Genomic DNA, 18,774 nt, shown 5'->3' with positions numbered 1-18,774 from the left:
GCCGGTGTGGCCGGCGGCGCCGACCAGCCGGACCGCGGCGGCCGCGTCGTGGATCGGGAAGTGGGTGGTCCGCGGCAGCGGCAACTCGCCGTCGCCCGTGCGCTGGTACACCGTGGTCAGCAGCCGTCGGACCGTCTCGGGATGGGTGACCGTCAGCAGCGCCAGGTCGACCGCGAACAGGGACAGGTTGCGGCGGAACGGATAAAGCCCAAGGCGGGTGTCGCCGTAGATGTCGCGCTTGCCCAGCTCGATGAACCGGCCGCCGAAGGCCAGCAATTCGATTCCCGCGCGCTGTGCGGCGCCGGGCAGCGAGTTGAGCACCACGTCGACGCCGTAACGGTCGGTGTCCCGGCGGATCTGCTCGGCGAACTCCGTGCTGCGCGAATCGTAGACGTGTTCAATTCCCATGTCGCGCAGCAGTTGCCGGCGCTGCGGGCTGCCCGCGGTGGCGAAGATCTCGCAACCGGCGGCGCGGGCGATCGCGATGGCGGCCTGCCCGACGCCACCGGTGCCGGAGTGGATGAGGACCTTGTCGGTGGGTGCGACCCGGGCCAGATCGTGCAGGCCGTACCACGCGGTCGCCGCGGCGGTGGGTACCGCGGCCGCGGCGTCCAGCGGCAGGCCGGGCGGCAGGACGACCGCGTGCCGCGCGTCGGCGATGACGAACGTGCCCCAGCAGCCGTTGCGGGAGATGCCGCCGACCCGATCACCCACCTTCGGCCCGGTGACGTCCGGCCCGACGGCGGTGACCACCCCGGCGAAGTCGCCGCCCAACTGCTGCTGGTAGCCCTCGAAGGTGGGATAGCGGCCGAAGGCGAGCAGCACATCGGCGAAGTTGATGGTGGACGCGGTGACGGCGACCTCGATCTCCCCCGGCCCGGGCGGGACGCGGTCGAACGCGACGAACTCCAGCGATTCGAGGTCGCCCGGGGTGCGGATCTGCAGGCGCACGCCGTCCCGCTCATGGTCGACGACGGTGGTCTGGCGGTCGGCCGGACGCAGGGGAGCCGACCGCAGCCGCGCGGTGTGCCATTCGCCGTGCCGCCAGGCGGTCTCGTCCTCCTCCGAGCCGCTCTTCAGCTGCAGGGCAACGTGTTTGGCATCGGTCGCGGCCTCGACGTCGATCTGGGTGGCGCTCAGGTGCGGGTGCTCGGAATCGATCACCCGCAGCAGCCCGCGCAGCCCGGTCTGCTCCAGGTTGGCCACGTCGCCGGTGGTCACGTTCGCGGCGTTCCTGGTCACCACGAAGAGCCGGGGTGATTCGCCCGGCAACTCGGAGAGCTCGCGGGCGATGGTCGCCAGGTGCGAGACGTAGTCGCGGCCGCCCCGGGTCGGGTCGGCGTCGCCGGCGGGCGCGGTCACCACGACGACACCGGTGAGGCCCTTGAGCGGCCCGTGCCCGTTCGAGGCGGCCGGCCCGTTTCTCGACAGCAGCGTGCGCAGCTGTGGGGTTTTCGCCGACCCGGGCGGCAGCGCCACCGTGGTGCATTGGGCGCCGTCGGACAACGCCTCGCCGAGTTGCGCCGTCAGCGGATCGGTCACCTCACCGGCGCTGAGCAGCAGCCACGATCCGGGCTCGCCGCGCGACGGGTCGGGAAGCCTGCGGGTCTCCCATTCGATGGTCAACAACCGCTCGCCCAGCAGCCGGCGCGCCCGGTCGCCCTCGGCGGCGCCACCGGCCAGGCGCAGCCCCTCGACGGTCAGCAGCACGGCGCCGGAGGAGTCCAGCACGTCGATGTCCGCCTCGCACTCGCCGGGGCGCGACGACGTTACCCGCGCGAGGCAGTATTGCGCGTTGCGCGTCGAGGCATGACTGCGCAGGCGGCGCACGCCGACCGGTAGCAGCAGACCCTCCGCGCTCGCCTTCTGCACCTCGGGATGAACGACGACCGACTGGAAGCACGCGTCCAGCAGCGCGGGGTGGATGCCGTAACCCGACTGCTGGGAGCGGATCGCTCCGGGTAGCGCCACCTCGGCAAGCACGGTACCCGCGCCCGCATCGGAGTTGCGCGCCGCGGCCAGGCCCGAGAAGGCTGGGCCGTACTGAATTCCGATGGCGCCGAACGCCTTTCGTAGTTCGCCGCCGTCGGTGCCGGACGGGTGATTGGCGATCAACGTGACCATGTCGTGGGCGGGCGGCTGCCGCGGCACGGCCCCATCGGTTACCGGTGGGGCGTGCAGGACCGCGGCCGCCCGGCGAACGCGTTCGCCATCGGCGTGGGTGTCCACGGTGAATTCCAGGACGCCGGGAGCGGTGACCGTGGCGGTCGACGATGCCGGAGTCTGCCCGTCCAGCAACAGCGTCTGGTCGAACGTGATGTCGCAGACCTCGGCCTGGCCGCCGAGGGTCGCCCGCGCGGCGGCCAGCGCCATTTCGCAGTAGGCGGCACCGGGAAGCGCTGCCACGCGGTGGATTTGGTGGTCGCCGAGCCATGGGTGCGCCTCGGTGCCGACGTCGGACTGCCAGACGTGGCGCTCGGGTTCCTCGTGCAGGTGGACGTGCGCACCCAGCAGCGGATGGACGGCGTGGACCGACGCGCCGTGCGCCTGCTCTTTTGCCTCGCGGCGCAACATCAGGGTGCGGTGCGTCCAGGCCGGGAGCGGGGCGTCCAGCAGGCAGCCGGTGGGGTACTGCACCGAGAAGTCGACCGCGGCGCCGGCGCTGTGCACGTCGGCGACGAAACCACGCAATCCGGCCGGCAGCTCTTGCTCCCGGCGCATGGCCGCCAGCGCCGCGATCGGCGTGTCGAGGGCGCCGGCGTTCTGCTCGACGGCATGGGTGAGCAACGGATGCGGCGCCAGCTCCCCGAAGACGCGGAACCCGTCCTTGAGGGCGGCCTGTACCGCCGCCGCGAATCGCACGGTGTGGCGCAAGTTTTCGGCCCAGTAGTCGGCGGTGAACGACGGGCGTTCGCGGGGGTTCCACAGGGTCGCCGAGTAGTAGGGAACGTCGGGCTCCCTCGGCTCGAGGCCGGCGAGGGCCTCGAGGAGTTCGTCGAGGATCGGTTCCACCTGCGGCGAGTGCGAGGCCACGTCCACCGCCACCTCACGCGCCAGCACGTCCTGCTCGCTCCAGGCCGCGACCAGATCCCGGATCGTCTGCGCGTCGCCGCCCACGACCGTCGACGTGGGCGAGGCGACCACGGACAGGACCACGTCGGTGATGCCGCGGATGGACAGTTCCGAGAGCACCTGTTGGCCGGCCAGTTCCACCGACGCCATGGCGCCGCTGCCGGCGATGCGCGCCATCAGCGCCGAGCGGCGGCAGATGACGCGCACGCCGTCTTCGAGCGACAGGCCGCCGGCGACGACCGCCGCGGCGGATTCACCGAGCGAATGCCCGATCACGGCGCCGGGACGCACCCCGTAGGACTTCATCGTCTCGGCCAGGGCGACCTGCATCGCGAAGATCGTCGGCTGCACGCGGTCGATGCCGGTGACCACCTCCGGCGCCGACATGGCCTCGGTGACCGAGAAACCCGATTCCGCCGCGATCAGCGGCTCCAACGTGGCGATCGTCGCGGCGAACACCGGCTCCCTCGCCAGCAGTTCGGCGCCCATCCTCGGCCATTGCGAACCCTGCCCGGAGAACACCCACACGGGCCCACGATCGTCCCGCCCGACGGCGGGCTGGTAGGGCAAATCGCCGTCGGCGACGTCGCGCAGGGCCGCGCTCAGCTCACCGAAGTCGCTCGCCGACACCACCGTCCGCACCGGCCGGTGCGCGCGCCGGCGCGCCAGGGTGTAGCCGAGGTCGCGCAGGCTTACGGTGCCGGCGTGCTCGTCGACCCAGGCCGCGAGGCGGGCGGCCGTGGCACGCAACTGTTCCGCCGACGTGGCCGACACGGCAAACAGCAACGCCGCGGCGCTAACCGGCGCCGGCCCCCCCGCACCGTGCGGCGGCGCCTCCTCCAAGACGGCGTGCACGTTCGTGCCGGATATGCCGTACGACGACACCGCGGCGCGGCGCGGGTGGTGACCGTCGGTGGGCCAGGACGTATTGGCCTGCGGCACAAAGAGTTCGGTCTCGATCTCGGCCATCCCGTCGGGCAGGCGGGTGAAGTGCAGGTTCCGCGGCACCATGCCGTGCCGCAGCGCGAGGATCGCCTTCATCAGCCCCAGCGGTCCCGACGTCGACTGCAGGTGGCCGAAGTTCGTCTTCACCGAGCCCAGCGCGCACGGCCCCTCGGTCCCGTACACGGCGGCCAGGCTCGAGTACTCGATGGGATCGCCGACCGGCGTGCCGGTCCCGTGCGCCTCGACGAAGCCAACGGTGGCCGGGTCGACACCGGCGGCCGCCAGGGCCTTCCGGTAGACGGCCACCTGGGCGGTTTCCGACGGCGCCGCGATGTTCACGGTGCGGCCGTCCTGGTTCGCGGCGGTGCCGCGCAGCACGGCCAGGATGCGGTCGCCGTCGCGCTGCGCGTCGTCGAGCCGCTTGAGCAGCAGCATGACGCAGCCCTCGCCGGACACGAAGCCGTCGGCTGCCACGTCGAAGGCGTGGCAGCGGCCGGTCGGCGACAGCATGCCCTGCAGCGAGCCCGACACGGACTTGCGCGGTTCCAGCGTCACGGCGACGCCCCCCGCGAGGGCAACGTCGCTTTCCCCGCTGTTCAGGCTGCCGCAGGCCTGGTGAACGGCCATCAACCCCGACGAGCACGCGGTGTCCACGGTGACCGCCGGGCCGTGCAAACCCAGCGTGTAGGCGACCCGCCCCGAGGCGAAGCTGTTGGAAGTCCCGGTGAATCCGTACGGCCCCTCGGCGGCACCGCAGTCGGCGGAGAGCAGTTCGTAATCGCCGTGGGTCAGTCCGACGAAGACCCCCGTCTGCGAGTGGGCCAGGCCCGCGGGATCGAGGCCCGCGTGCTCGATGGCGTCCCAGGACGTCTCCAGCAGCAACCGGTGCTGCGGGTCGATCGCGGTGGCCTCGCGCTCGGTCATGCCGAAGAAATCGCAGTCGAAGCCGCCGACGTCGTCCAGGAAGGCCCCCCACCGCGTCACCGACCGGCCCGGCACTCCGGGCTCGGGGTCGTAATACAGGTCGGCGTCCCACCGGTCGGCGGGAATCTCGCCGACGAAATCCTCTCCGCGCAACAACGCGTCCCACAGCTGTTGCGGCGAGTCGATGCCGCCGGGAAGCCGGCAGGCCATGCCGATCAAGGCAACGGGGGTGGCGTTCGCGAGAGGCAACGTGCGGTCCCCTGTTCTCCGCTGTTGGGCGGTCGGCGGCCGTACGAATGCTCGGCAGAGCCCCCCCGTGCGCATGGGCGCACCACCGCTCACGCATCCGGGCTCAGGATTCGTAAAGTGCGGTATCAGCTTAGCGACCCGAACTCCGTGCGCTGCGCGGTTGGAAAATTTCGGGCGCACAACCGGTCTCGGGCCGAGATCGGGCGAAACTCGGGTGGCGCTGGCGTGCCCGCGCGCGCGGGGACGAAAGGACTTGGCGGGGAACCTTATTCGCGAAGGTTATGTCTCACCGCCATGGCCGGATTCGCCGGATTCGACAGCGTCGGCCGGGTCCTCGATCACCTGATAGGTCGGGTCCACCATCGTGATGGGCCGGGTGCCCGATTGCCGGGCCTTCCCGCTGACCCGCAAAACCTGGCCGGGCTGGATGTCGGCGCCCCCGTGGCCGGGCCGGAAGGTGATCGTCAATTCCCCGCTGTTGTCCCCGACGACGACCTCGCGCAGGGTGCGCCCCCGGTCGTTGACGTCCTCGACCTCGCTGACCCGGCCCTCGACGGTGGCCCGTTGGCCGGAGATCAGGCCGGCCACCAGAATGACCGACGCCGGGCGCTCCGGATGCTCGTAGGCGTCCACCTTCTCGTCCTCGCCCTTGGACACCCACGCCTCGAGCTTGTCGATCTCGCCGGCGATCCGTTGCTCGACGGTGTCGGGGTAGGCCTCCCTGATCCGCGATTCCACGTCGTACGGCACGATGGTCGCCGCCGCGTCGGGGATCAGGCTCACCGCGCTGGAGATCTTGTCCGCGGTGCGGTCGTGCAGCAGCCGCCCCAGCAGCCGCCCGAACGTCCGGCGCGGCAGGAGCACGGTCACGTTGGTGCGCGCTTGTTCGTCGCGGGCCTTGGCGACAAACAGCTGCGCGGCCCGGATGATCCGCCGGTCCGGGCAATCGACGACCCGCAGCGGGGTGTCCAGATCGAAGTGGTCCCAACGCTTTCGCAGGACGGCGGCGTGGGCCGGGTCCACCATGAAGTGCACCGCCGTCAGCTCGTCGGCACGCAGTCCCCTGCCGTAGCGCAACGCTTCGATCACCGCCAGGTCGACGGAGTCGACGAACACGAACACCCGGTGCCGCGCGTACTTCACCAGCTCCGGGCGGTCGGTGCGGAACATCTCGAGAATGGCGGCCTCGGCGCGGTATTCGCGGTTGAGCCGGGTCAGGATGAACACCAGCAGCGGGAAAACCACGACCACCAGCCACGCGCCCTCGGTGAATTTCGCGACCGCGAAGATGCCGACCACGATCGTGGACAGGATAGCCGCGGACAGGTTGATGGCCAGGCGGCGTCGCCATCCCGGTTCGCGGTGCGTCAGATGGTGTTTGGTCATGCCGTAGCCGGCCATCGAGAACCCGGTGAACACGCCGATCGCGTAGAACGGGACCAGCGCGTTGACCGAGCCGCCCGTCACCACGAGCAGCACCACCGACAGCGCGGTCAGGGTGATGATGCCGTTCGAAAAGACCAGCCGGTGCCCGCGTTTGGTGAGTTGGCGCGGTAGGAAGCGGTCCTCGGCGACGAAACTGGCCAGCGCCGGGAATCCGTTGAAGCTGGTGTTCGCGCCGGTGAACAGGATGGCGGCTGTCGCGGCCTGGACCAGGGTGTAGAAGACATTGCCGAGCACGCCGTTGCCGAAGACGGCGCGCCCGATCTGCGAGAGCACCGACGGGTACTCGGTGAGATACGGCGTGGCGTGGGTGACGTGGGCCAGATAGGCGACGCCGGCCAGCAGCAGGCCGAGGATGGTGGCCATGGCGGTGAGCACTCGGCGGGCGTTGCGGCCCTGAGGCTTTCGGAAGTGATCCACGGTGTTGGAGATGGCCTCCACCCCCGTCAGGGACGAGCCCCCGTTGGCGAAGGCTCGCAGCAACACCAAGATCGTGGCCCCCAGCACCAGGCCGTTGCCCTGGTGAACGGGCACGGTTCCGGACAGGTGCGCGGGATCGTAGATCGGCAGATTGCCCAGGGCCGCGCGGACGACGCCGACCACGATGGTTAGGCCGACCATGCCGATGAAGGCGTAGGTGGCGAGCGCGAACGGCAGGCCCGCCTCCTTCAGCCCACGCAGGTTCGCGTAGCAGATGGCGAGCACCACCCCGACCGTGATTTCCAGGCTGTACGGGCCCAGCGAGGGGACGGCCGACACCACCGCGACCGTCCCGGCCGCCGACTGCACCGCGACGGTGACCACGTAGTCGATCAGCAGCGCGGCGGCGGCGATCTGCGCCACCCGGGGCCCGAAATTCTCGCGGGCGACGATGTAGGAGCCGCCCGCTCGGGTGTACGCCATCACCACCTGGCGATACGAGGCGGCCACCAGCACCAGGATGAGCAGGATGACACCGGTGATCGGAAGCAACAACACGAAGGCGGCCAGCCCCGCGTGGGGCAGCAACTCGATCAGGATCTGCTCGGGGCCATAAGCGACGGACGAGACCGCGTCCGGCGAAAGCGCGCCCAGGGCAACCGGATTCGACAACTTCTCGGAGGCGATGTCCTCGGTGACCAGCGGCTTGCCCAGGAACACCCGCTTGGCGATGTCCCCGACCGAAAGCGGGATCCGTAGCTTGCCGGCCGACGTGGTCACGACCACCGTCCTTAACTCGAGCGGGCGAACACCTCCGATGCATTGTGCACGGTCGCCGCCGTCCCGGTGGCGGCTTGCTAGGCGAGCCGGTGCACCGCGGCGGCGATCCGCTCGTCGGTGGCCGTCAGAGCCACGCGGACGTGCTGTGCGCCGCGCGGGCCGTAGAAGTGGCCGGGCGCCACCAGGATGCCCCGTTCGGCCAGCCAGGTGACGCTGTCGGCGCATGGCTCGGCGCGGGTGGCCCACAGGTACAGGCCGGCCTCGGAATCCTCGACGGCGAATCCGGCGGCGCGCAGGGCCGGCAGCAACGCGGCCCGCCGCCGCTCGTACCGTTCGCGCTGCGCCCGCTCGTGGGCGTCGTCGTCGAGGGCGGCCACCATGGCCGCCTGCACCGGCGTCGGGACCATCATCCCGGCGTGTTTGCGCACCGCCAGCAGCTCGGCCACCAGATCGGGGTCACCGGCGACGAACCCGGCGCGGTAGCCGGCCAGCGACGAGCTCTTCGACAGCGAGTGGATCGCGAGCAGCCCGGCATGGTCGCCGTCGCACACCGAGGGATGCAGGATGGACAGCGGTTGGGCCTCCCAGCCCAGCCCCAGGTAGCACTCGTCGGAGGCCACGATGCTGCCCCGGTCGCGCGCCCAGCCGACCACCTTGCGCAGGTGGTCGACGCCCAGCACACGCCCGGTGGGGTTGCTCGGCGAGTTCAGGTAGACCAGGGCCGGCGATTGCGGGCCGAGCTGGGTCAGCGAATCCGCGCGCAGCACCGTCGCGCCGGCCAGCCGGGCCCCGACGTCGTAGGTCGGGTACGCCAGCTCGGGCACCACGATCGCGTCCGCGGGCCCGAGTCCGAGCAGGCTCGGCAGCCAGGCGATGAGTTCCTTGCTTCCGATCACCGGCAGGACGGCGGCCTCGGTCAGCCCCGTGATGCCGAAGCGCCGCGCCAGGGCGGCGACCGCCGCCTCGCGCAGTCGCGGGGTGCCGGCGGTGGCGGGGTAGCCGGACGCGGAACCTGCGGCCGCCAACGCGTCGGAGATCACCGGCGCGACCGGGTCCACCGGGGTGCCGACGGACAGGTCGACGATGCCGTCGGGATGCGCGACGGCCAGCGCCTTCGCCTCAGCCAGTGTGTCCCAGGGGAATTCCGGCAGGGCCGCCGAGACCCGCCCGCGGGTGGCTCGCGGCCGCGCCCCGGGCTTATCCAGCACCGGCCCGCTCAGTCGCCCTCGCCCTGCGGCGGCAGGTCCTTGACCACCTGCGGGTCGTTCTCGGTCATGCCGACCTTGGCGGCGCCGCCCGGCGACCCCAGCTCGGTGAAGAAGTCGGCGTTGATCTGCGTGTACTGGCTCCACTGCTCGGGCACGTCGTCTTCGTAGTAGATCGCTTCGACGGGGCAGACGGGCTCGCACGCACCGCAGTCGACACACTCGTCGGGGTGGATGTACAGCATCCGCGCGCCCTCGTAGATGCAGTCGACGGGGCACTCCTCGATGCATGCCTTGTCTTTGATGTCGACACAGGGCTCGGCGATCGTGTAGGTCACAGACGTCTCCTCCATGTACTGCGGTGTGGGCTGCTCTTCGGCTCGCGCCCGGTGCTTCCGGCCGCTCCAGACAAAGCTTTCGGTTACTGATACTAGACGTTGCACATACACGTCAACCACTTGGCACGCCCGTTGAATCGACGATTTAAGACCACCAGTCTCGCAAGCCGCGACCGGGGCCCGTTTCGCCAAGGGCGAACACCGCCCCCGGGCCGCCGACCTGCGCATAGTCGCAGTCCAGCCGGGTTCGGCGATATTCGTTGAGATGGAAGCACGGTCGTGGCGCCTGGTAGCCTCGACCGGAAGACGGCAACCGCTGGGCAGATGTCGTCGCCTTTAAAAGCGGTGCATTAACGGGGAAGGTGTCCACACATGAGGCTGTCGTTGACCAAATTGACCGTTGCGGTGGGTAGCGCTGCAGTGGCGTTGACCGCCGGCGCCGGGATCGCATCCGCGGACCCGTCGGACGCGATCATCAACACCACGTGCAACTACGGGCAGGTGATCGCGGCGCTCAACGCCACCGACCCGGCGGCCGCCGCGCAGCTGAACAACTCGCCGATCGCGCAGTCCTACATCCGCAACTTCCTGGCCGCGCCGCCGCCGAAGCGCCAGCAGATGGCCCAGCAGATCCAGGCGATGCCGTCGGCGATGAAGTACTACGACGACATCAACCAGGTCGCCGTCACCTGTAACAACTTCTGAGTCAGTAACCGCTGAGCAGGCCGCGGACGCGGCCCAGGGTTTCCGGTCCGACGCGGCTGCAGATGCGCGACGGGTCCGCGGGCTTACGCCCCCAGAGCAGCAGCACGCGCGCGGCCGGATCGGTTTCCAGCGTGGCGGGTCCCTCGGGTTGCCTGAGTTCGATGGCGGTCCGGTCCGCCTCGGCGCTGATCAACACGTCGTCGGTGCCGGGGGTCCGCAGCCGCGCCTCGACGCGTTCGTCCGGCCGTAGCCGCTTGGCGCCCTTGACCAGCAGCGGCTTGCCGACCGCCAGGACGCTGTGGGTGGTCATCCAGGGCTCGGCCAGCCGCGCCTGGGCGGCGGCATCATCACCGGTGATGTCCCAGCCGTGCAGCACCAGCTCCTCGCGCATGTGCTCGGCGAACCAGGGCACCTTCATGGTGCGGCCCGTCCAGGCCACGTCGGTGTCCTGCGGCACGGCGTCGGCCTCCGCCGAGACGGCGCTCAGGGTGGCCATCCGGTCGAGCAGGGCGTCCCACAACTGGGCGTCGGTCAGGGCGCGCAGCGGTCCCTCGCGCTCCTCGAAGGAGCGCGTGCCGACGGTTTCACCGGCCAAGTGCGCGCCCAGCACCCGGGCGAGCTCCTCGGCGTTGCCCGCCTGATGGATGACGATGTCGCGCACCGTCCATGCCTCACACCAGGTTCCGGCGTCGGGCCGCCGCCGCTGCACCGCGTCGACGAACGGCCGCCACTCCGGGAACCGGTCCTCATCGATGTCTTGCTTCACGGCGTCGGTTATACCCGCCGCCGGTGACACGCAAGCGCCGCTACGCCGCCCGCGGGGCGTACGTCGTGGTGCGCTGACGCGCCGGGCGCCCGATCCCTTCGGCGATGGCCGTCAGCTCTTCGACGGTCTTTGCCGACCCGTGCTCCGAGCCGGCCATCCGCGAGATGGTCTCCTCCATCAGCGTGCCGCCCAGATCGTTGGCGCCGCCGTTGAGCATCACCTGGGTGCGCTCGACGCCCAGCTTCACCCAGCTGGTCTGAATTTGGGATATCCGGCCGTGCAACATGATTCGCGCCAGCGCGTGCACGGCCCGGTTGTCGCGGTGGGTGGGACCGGGCCGGGCGGCGCCGGCCAGATACAGCGGCGAGCTCTGGTGCACGAACGGCAGCGGCACGAACTCGGTGAACCCGCCGGTGCGATCCTGGATCCCGCGCAGCACGTTGAGGTGGGCGACCCAGTGCCGCGGGCTGTCCACGTGGCCGTACATCATCGTCGACGACGAGCGCAGGCCCACCTCGTGCGCGGTGGTGACGATGTCGATCCATTCCGACGTCGGCAGCTTGCCCTTGGTGAGCACCCAGCGCACCTCGTCGTCCAGGATCTCGGCAGCGGTGCCGGGGATGGTGTCCAGTCCGGCCTCGCGCAGGCTGATCAGCCACTCGCGCACGCTCAGCCCGCTCTTGGTCACGCCGTTGGCGATCTCCATGGGCGAGAACGCGTGCACGTGCATGGACGGCACCCGCGCCTTGACGGCGCGGACCAGATCGGCGTAGCCGGTGACCGGCAACTCGGGGTCGATCCCGCCCTGCATGCACACCTCGGTGGCGCCCTCGACGTGCGCCTCCCACGCGCGGTCGGCCACCTCTTGCGTCGACAGCGAATACGCGTCGGCGTCACCCTTGCGCTGCGCGAACGCGCAGAACCGGCAACCCGTGTAGCAGATGTTGGTGAAGTTGATGTTGCGGTTCACCACGAACGTCACATCGTCACCGACGGTGTCGCGGCGCAGCGAATCCGCCAGCGCGGCAACGGCTTCCAACGCGGGCCCGTCGGCGGTGGCCAGCGCCAGGTATTCGCCGTCGGTGCAGCCGGCGGGATTGCGCTCGGCCGCCCGCAGCGCGGCGAGCACGTCGGTATCGATGCGCTCGGGGGTCCGTGCGGCCAACTCGTGGACGTGGGCGCGGATCGATTCCCAGTCGCCGAACGCGCTGTCCAGGTCGCTGCGGGCTTCGGTCGCGCGGCCCTCGGTGTCGATCGCCGCGTTCAGGTCGGTCCGCCCGGCGGACGCGACGTCGTCGGGCTCCTGCCACGGCAGCCCCACCGGGTTGACGTCGCGGGCCAGCCCGGTAGCCGGATCGGCCAGCGCCATGACGTGGCCGCGCACCCGCGGGTCGATCCACGCCGCGCCCGCCTGCACGTATCTCGGCTGGGCGGTCAGCCGCTGCACCAGTTCGTATCCCGCCTCGGCGGTGACGTCGGCCAGCTCGTCGAGCGCGGGCCACGGCCGCTCGGGGTTCACGTGGTCGGGCGTCAGCGGCGACACCCCGCCCCAGTCGTCGACCCCGGCGCCGACCAGGGCCAGGCACTCGTCGCGGGACACCAGGTTCGGCGGCGCCTGGATGCGCATGCCGGGACCGAGCACCAACCGCGCGACCGCCACCGTCGCCAGGTAGTCGTCGATTCCCGCGTCCGGGACGGCGGCCATCGCGGTGTGCTCCTTGGCCCGGAAGTTCTGCACGATCACTTCCTGGACGTGGCCGAACTCTTTGTGGGACTTGCGAATTGCGTGCAAGGTCTCGGCCCGGTCGGTCAGCGTCTCGCCGATTCCGACCAGCAGACCGGTCGTGAACGGAATGGACAACCGGCCGGCGTCGGTGAGCGTGCGCAGCCGGACCGCCGGATCCTTGTCCGGACTGCCGTAGTGCGCAAGCCCTTTCGTTTCGAACAACCGACGCGACGTGGTCTCGAGCATCATGCCCATCGACGGCGCCACCGGCTTGAGCCGCGCCATCTCCGACCAGCTCATCACGCCGGGGTTCAGGTGCGGCAGCAGCCCGGTCTCTTCGAGCACCCGGATCGCCATGGCCCGCACGTAGGACAGCGTGGAGTCATATCCGCGCTCGCCGAGCCACTGCTGCGCCTCCGGCCACCGGTCCTCGGGGCGGTCGCCAAGGGTGAAAAGCGCTTCCTTGCAACCAAGTTCGGCCCCGCGACGGGCGATGTCGAGGATTTCGTCGGGCTCGAGATACATCCCCGCCCCCTGCGCGCGCAGCTTGCCCGGCACGGTGACGAACGTGCAGTAATGACACGTGTCGCGGCACAAATGGGTGACCGGGATGAACACCTTGCGCGAATAGGTGATCGGCAGCCCGCCACCGGGGCCGCGCCGGCCGGCCGACGTCAGGCCCGCGTCGCGCACCCGCGCCGCGCTCGCGCACAAAGCCGCGAGGTCTTCACCCCGCGCGGTCATCGCTACGGCAGCCTCATCGACGTTGAGCGCGACGCCGTCTCGGGCGCGGCGCAACACCCGCCGCAGCGCCGAGGCGCTGGTCTTAGGCGGAACCACAGGATTAGGAAGAGCGGTAGGCTCCTCGCCCGGAGTCAGCGGCACCTTCGTGTAACTTCCCCACGATCGAATTTCATCCGCGTGTCCCAACATGTGAAATTTTCTCCGACCCGTGCGGGCCCCGTCTGCGCAACAGTAAACAGTAGCGTCAGGGCCGCAACCCGGGACATCCCGGCCCGCGCGAACCTCAGGCCCCGCGACCCCGCCGCCACAGCACCCAGAACGGCGGCGCCACACCGAACACGATCAGCAGCAGGGCCCCGTAGGCCAGCAGGCCGCGGCCGCCCAGGATGACGTCGTCGGCCGGGCCGCCCATGCTGATCACGGCCACCGTGAGCAGCCACGTCCACAACGGCAGCGCGGCCAGCCGCGACGACGTGGTCCACCGCCCGGCGGCCCACACCAGCGCGGCGTTGACCAAGCCGGAAATCAGGCCGCTGATGGGAAACGGGACGGCCCCGATATAGGACGGCAGCAGCAGGGCCCCGGCAAGTGCGGAGAGGACCCCGTCGACGGCGAGCAGCGCCAGGACAACGAAACGTATCGCGGGGTCTGTCGCGCCGGCGTCTTCGGTGGATGCGGCGCGCGTCTTCGTTTCGGTCAGGTCGGGACGCTGTCGAGGTTGGAGAGTATCGAGCCGATAACCCACTGCAGGCTGTCGAGCCGGTCCTGCCAATGCTGCTGATTAGGGTCCAGGTCGGGGTCCATGCGAAGTCCTTCCGTGGCTGCCTGATCGAAAAGCCTACCGCGTGTCGACCGCGCTGAAATCAAGCCCGGCAAGCAGATCTGTTTCCCAGCCGCGCTCGTCGCGCTCGCCCGCCGCGCCGGCGGCCAGCACATAGTGCTCCTCCGCCACGATCGGCAGCGCCATGTTGTTCGACAGCGCACAGGTCCGGCCGGTCGGGCCGATGACCACCTGGGTGGCGTGCGCGGCCAGTGCCGCCCGCTTCGCCTCCCACGCCAGCGGACCCGCCTCGACGACGGCGTCGATCTTGTCGTCCGAATAGCCGAAGTCGAACTCGTCGCGCGGCGGAATCGCCCAGTGCGGCAGCAGATCGTTGTCGTCCAGCGTCTCCCACGCGGCCTCGAAGGCGCTCTCGGCCACCACGGTCCAGTAGAACTTCGGCACCGTCCATGGCTCGCCCGGAAAGTCGCCGGAGCCGGCCTTAAAACCGGCAGCGGCCACGGCGGCCGTCGTGACCGTGTGGGCGTGGACGTGATCGGGGTGGCCGTAACCGCCGCCCGGGTCGTAGGTCACGACCACGTGCGGGCGCTGCTCGCGAATGACCGCGACCAGCGCGCCGACGGTTTCCCGCTCGTCGGCGTCGATGAAGCGCTGGCGCCGCCGCGGGGGCGTGCCCCGCATGCCCGAGTCGCGCCAGCGCCCGGCGCCCCCCAGGTAGTGGGGCGCGTCGACGCCCAGCGCGTGCAGCGCCGCGGTGAGCTCGCCGATGCGGTAGCCCCCCAACTGATCCGCGCGGTCGACGGCCAGCTCGGCCCAGCGGTCCCCGATGACCTCGCCCTCCTCGCCGAGCGTGCAGGTGATGACGCGCACGTCGGCCCCGCGGGCCGTGTAGTGGGCGATGGTCGCCCCGTTGCTGAGGCTCTCGTCGTCGGGGTGCGCGTGGACGAACAGCAGCCGCGGAGTGTCGGGCATGACGGCACCCTACCCGCAGCAGCAGCGATAGGAACGCATGCGGCTACTATCGAGGAATGCCGCAGCTCACCCAGACCGCCCCGGCCGGCGGCCGGAGCCGCCGACGGGGCGAGGTCCTCGAACGGGCGCTCTACGAGGCCACGCTGGCCGAGCTGGCGGAGGTCGGGTACGGCGGGCTGACGATGGAGGGAATCGCGGCGCGGGCCCACACCGGTAAGGCGGCCCTGTACCGGCGGTGGGCCACCAAGTGCGAGCTGGTGCACGCTGCGTTGGTGCACACCCTGCCGCCGTTGCCCGAGGCGCGGCCCGGCCGCTCGGCCCGGGAAAACCTGCTGACGGTGTTCACCGCCCACCGCGACGTCTGCGCCGGCAAGACCGCCTTCCCCGGCATGGCCACCGTCAACCAGCTGCTGCACGAGCCCGAGATGCGCGCGATCTTCGCCGACGCGGTGGTGGCGCCGCGGCTGCGGATCGTCGAATCGATCCTGCAGGCCGCGGTCGCGGAGGGTGACCTCGACCCGGACATGATCACCCCGCTGACCGCGCGCATCGGCCCGGCGTTGATCAATCAGCACTTCCTGCTGACCGGGTCGCCACCCAACCGGCGGGAGCTGGCGCTCATCGTGGATGCCGTGATGCCGCCGCGGGCGGCGCGGGCGGTCCTGGACTAGCGAGCCGCCGGGGCCGGGTCAGGGCCCGGTCTTGATCCATTGGCCGGCGTCGCCGACGATGCCGACCGGCACCGCACCCGACAGGCCCACGTTCTGCACGCTGGGGCCGGCGGCGACGATCGTGGTGTCCTGCAGGATCGGCAACACGGTGGACATGTTCCACAGTCGCGGCTCGACCGCGGTGATCACGTCGTTGATGTTCTTCGTCCCGTTGAGCGCGGCATCGATGTTCGACTGGACGCTGCGATCGCAGATGCCGGTGAGGTTGGACGGCGCCTGCACCAGCGCGTTGGGGTCCGCCGGCCGGCTGGGCTGGGTCGACGGCGTGGTGGCGGGGGTGCCCGGCCGACCGGTCGTCGGGGCCGCCGAGGTGGGCGCCCCCGGGGGCGTCGGCACCTGCGTGGACTCCAGCGCCGGGCAGCCGTACCGCGAGGCCAGCCGCGTGGCCAGGTTCCCACCCGCCTGATGCCAGCCGACGATCGCGTCCACCTGGTTGTTGTTCAGCGCGTCGCGATACAGCGTGACCGGGTCCAGCGCCAGCACGCTGGCCGCGATGCCGACGTTGCGCAATTGGTCGGCGGCGGTGTTGGCCACCGCGACCGACGTCGGGTCGTTCGCGGCCACGCCGATGACCAGCGAGAGTTGTTGGCCGTCCTTGCTGATCCGGCCGCGGATGATTTCGGGCGGTCCCCCGGTGTTCGTCGGGGTGGGCGCCGGCGAGCCCGACGCGTTGCCCTCGACCTTGTAGCCGGAGCCCTCCAGCAGGGCCAGCGCCGCCGGCGTCGTCATCGCGGGGGGCGCGGTCGGCTCGTAGCCCGGGTCGCTGGGCGCCCGGATCTGGGCCTGGTCCAGCGTGACGGTGTTGTCGCTGCCCGCGCCCACCGCCGCGAGCAGGTCGACGTCCAGCAGCCCGAGGATCGCCTTGCGCACCTGCGCGTCGGACAGCTTGGGCTCGTTGGCGCGCAGCGTCAGCTGCATCACCCGCGGCGTCACGATCCGGGCCGTCCGCACGTCGGGGATGGCGGACAGCTGCGCGAACGCCGCGGAACCGCCATGCACCTGGGCCACCTGGGTGTCGCCGTTGCGCACCGAATCGGCCAGCGCGGCCGGCGCCCCGGCCCGCCGGAAGAGGATCAGCGCGGGCTTGGCCGGTGGGCCCCAGTAGCGGTCGTTGCGGGCCACCAGGATCTCGTCGCGCTGCGGATCGATGCTCTCGACCCGGAACTGGCCGCCGGTTACCGGAAGCGCCCGGGCCAGCCCGGCCGCGAAACCGCCCGGCACGTCCTTGACGATGTGCGCCGGAAGGAGGTTGGAGAACAGCTCCTTCCACGAGGGGTACGGCTGGGCGAAGGTGACCACCGCCTGCTTGCCGCCCTCGAGCGACTGCACGCCGGTGATGAGGTCGTAGCCGGCTGGGTCGACGACGCCGGGCTGGCTGACCATCTGGTGCCACAGGTACCAGAAGTCGTCGGCCGCGATCGGGGCGTTGTCCGTCCACTGCGCCTCCGGCCGGATCTTGTAGGTCACCGTGAACGGGTTCTGGTTGGTGACGTCGGCGGACTCCAGCAGGGTGGGGTCCATCTCCCAGCGCGAGCCCGTCGGCGTGGCGGGATCGGGCACCGGGCGGAACGCGCTCGGCAGGACCAGCGCGCTGATCGCCGCGTTCACCGGGGACAGGTCGGACAGCAGGTGCGGGTTGAAGCCGGCGCCGATCGAGTCGATGCCCATGATGATCTGGGTGGGCCGCGGCGGAGGTGGTGGCGAGTTGTGCGGCGTGTCGGTGCTCTGCGGCGCCGGCGGGGGGTTCACCGTGCACGCCGCGAGCGCCAGCCCGGTGAGCGAGACGAGCACGCCGACCGTCACGAATAGTCGGCGGACGCGGCTCGGCATGCCGATCAGGGTATCGAGCAGCTGCCCAGCAGCCCGCCCAAGCACGCGCGATTAACCCCGGGCCTTGGCCCGCGAGCGGCTGCGGGCCCGGGATGTGGCGTCCAGCTCCACCTTGCGCACCCGGACGATCTCCGGGGTCACCTCCACGCACTCGTCCTGGGCGCAGAACTCCATGGCCTGTTCCAGGTCGAGTTCGAGCGGCTTGGCCAGGGTCTCGATCACGTCCGCGGTCGAGGACCGCATGTTGGTGAGCTTCTTCTCCCGGGTGACGTTGATGTCGAGATCCTCGGCGCGCGGGTTGATCCCGACGACCATGCCCTCGTAGGTGTCCTGGCCCGGTTCGACGAAGAACTGGCCGCGGTCGGCGAGCTGAATCAGCGCGAACGGCGTGATGACCCCGGATCGGTCGGAGACCAGCGACCCGGTGTGGCGGGCGCGGATCTCCCCCGCCCACGGCCGGTAGCCGTCGAACACCGCGTTGGCGATCCCGGTGCCGCGCGTGATGGTGAGGAAGTCGGTGCGGAAACCGATCAGGCCGCGGCTGGGCACGATGAAGTCCATCCGGACCCAGCCCGCCGCGTGGTTGGTCATCTCCTCCATGCGGCCCTTGCGCGCGGCCATCAGCTGGGTGATCGCGCCGACGAACTCCTCGGGGCAGTCGATCGTCATCGCCTCGAACGGCTCGTGCAGCTGACCGTCGATCGTGCGGGTCACCACCTGCGGCTTGCCGACGGTCAGCTCGAAGCCCTCCCGGCGCATCTGTTCGACCAGCACCGCCAGCGCGAGCTCACCGCGGCCCTGCACCTCCCACGCATCGGGCCGGCCGATGTCGACCACCCGGATCGACACGTTGCCGACCAGCTCGGTGTCCAGGCGGTTGCGGACCATGCGCGCGGTCAGCTTGTGACCGGACACCTTGCCCGCCAGCGGCGACGTGTTGGTGCCGATGGTCACCGAGATCGCCGGCTCGTCGACCGTGATGCGCGGCAGGGCGTGGGCGTGGTCGGGGTCGGCCAGGGTGTCCCCGATCATGATCTCGGGCAGCCCGGCCACCGCCACGATGTCACCGGCGATCGCCTCGTCGGTGGGGCTGCGCTCGACGCCTTCGGTCGCGAGCAGCTCGGTGATCTTGGCGCTGGTGAT

At 70.7% G+C, this 18,774-nt stretch carries 11 protein-coding genes and 1 pseudogene; 2 read left to right on the top strand and 10 right to left on the bottom strand.

Annotated elements, in window-relative coordinates; translation table 11 throughout:
* From A5702_RS22370 to fdxA, 4 genes are all read right to left on the bottom strand, one after another.
* Positions 1-5,190, bottom strand: a 5,190-nt coding sequence (locus A5702_RS22370; RefSeq protein WP_156669716.1) for a type I polyketide synthase, incomplete at its 3' end; no start/stop codon positions are given.
* Positions 5,191-5,469: 279 nt separating this feature from the next.
* Positions 5,470-7,833: an APC family permease gene (locus A5702_RS22365; protein ID WP_068223849.1), complete on the bottom strand. Its 2,364-nt coding sequence runs from the start codon at positions 7,831-7,833 to the stop codon at positions 5,470-5,472.
* Between the two features lie 77 nt (positions 7,834-7,910).
* Positions 7,911-9,038 carry a succinyldiaminopimelate transaminase gene (gene dapC / locus A5702_RS22360; RefSeq protein ID WP_156349386.1) on the bottom strand — a complete coding sequence of 376 codons (1,128 nt, stop codon included), beginning with the start codon at positions 9,036-9,038 and terminating at the stop codon, positions 7,911-7,913.
* An 11-nt stretch (positions 9,039-9,049) separates the two neighbouring features.
* On the bottom strand, positions 9,050-9,376 hold the full coding sequence (gene fdxA / locus A5702_RS22355) for a ferredoxin (RefSeq protein WP_055398945.1): 327 nt from the start codon (positions 9,374-9,376) through the stop codon (positions 9,050-9,052).
* A 372-nt stretch (positions 9,377-9,748) separates the two neighbouring features.
* Here fdxA and A5702_RS22350 point away from each other — a divergent pair, with 372 nt between their 5' ends.
* Positions 9,749-10,081, top strand: coding sequence for a hemophore-related protein (locus tag A5702_RS22350; protein ID WP_055398820.1), 333 nt, complete (start codon positions 9,749-9,751; stop codon positions 10,079-10,081).
* A gap of 1 nt (position 10,082) precedes the next feature.
* On the opposite strand, the gene A5702_RS22345 is transcribed toward A5702_RS22350, so the two are convergent.
* The 4 genes from A5702_RS22345 to mshB all read right to left on the bottom strand — a co-directional run bounded on the left by A5702_RS22345 (position 10,083) and on the right by mshB (position 15,070).
* Positions 10,083-10,847, bottom strand: coding sequence for a maleylpyruvate isomerase N-terminal domain-containing protein (locus tag A5702_RS22345; protein WP_055398822.1), 765 nt, complete (start codon positions 10,845-10,847; stop codon positions 10,083-10,085).
* A 40-nt stretch (positions 10,848-10,887) separates the two neighbouring features.
* The gene (locus tag A5702_RS22340) at positions 10,888-13,506 is read right to left on the bottom strand and encodes a bifunctional FO biosynthesis protein CofGH (RefSeq protein ID WP_082956160.1); all 2,619 of its coding nucleotides are present in this window, start codon (positions 13,504-13,506) and stop codon (positions 10,888-10,890) included.
* Between the two features lie 94 nt (positions 13,507-13,600).
* The gene (locus A5702_RS22335) at positions 13,601-14,062 is read right to left on the bottom strand and encodes a hypothetical protein (protein ID WP_068223842.1); all 462 of its coding nucleotides are present in this window, start codon (positions 14,060-14,062) and stop codon (positions 13,601-13,603) included.
* Between the two features lie 93 nt (positions 14,063-14,155).
* Positions 14,156-15,070, bottom strand: coding sequence for an N-acetyl-1-D-myo-inositol-2-amino-2-deoxy-alpha-D-glucopyranoside deacetylase (mshB, locus tag A5702_RS22330; protein ID WP_068223838.1), 915 nt, complete (start codon positions 15,068-15,070; stop codon positions 14,156-14,158).
* 56 nt (positions 15,071-15,126) lie between these two features.
* Here mshB and A5702_RS22325 point away from each other — a divergent pair, with 56 nt between their 5' ends.
* A complete protein-coding gene (locus tag A5702_RS22325; protein WP_068223837.1) occupies positions 15,127-15,741 on the top strand; it encodes a TetR/AcrR family transcriptional regulator in 615 nt (204 codons plus the stop codon).
* 18 nt (positions 15,742-15,759) lie between these two features.
* Here the strand turns inward: A5702_RS22325 and A5702_RS22320 are convergent, their stop codons facing one another.
* Both A5702_RS22320 and A5702_RS22315 read right to left on the bottom strand, forming a co-directional pair.
* Positions 15,760-17,637 carry an ABC transporter family substrate-binding protein gene (locus tag A5702_RS22320; protein ID WP_197506660.1) on the bottom strand — a complete coding sequence of 626 codons (1,878 nt, stop codon included), beginning with the start codon at positions 17,635-17,637 and terminating at the stop codon, positions 15,760-15,762.
* 45 nt (positions 17,638-17,682) lie between these two features.
* Positions 17,683-18,774 (bottom strand): annotated as a pseudogene (locus A5702_RS22315) (translational GTPase TypA); the annotation flags it as partial.

Source organism: Mycobacterium sp. E3339 (assembly GCF_001666915.1).
In the GTDB taxonomy this organism is placed as follows: domain Bacteria; phylum Actinomycetota; class Actinomycetes; order Mycobacteriales; family Mycobacteriaceae; genus Mycobacterium.
The sequence above is the reverse complement of the archived record's forward strand: the minus strand, read 5'-3'. Positions and strand labels throughout refer to the sequence as shown.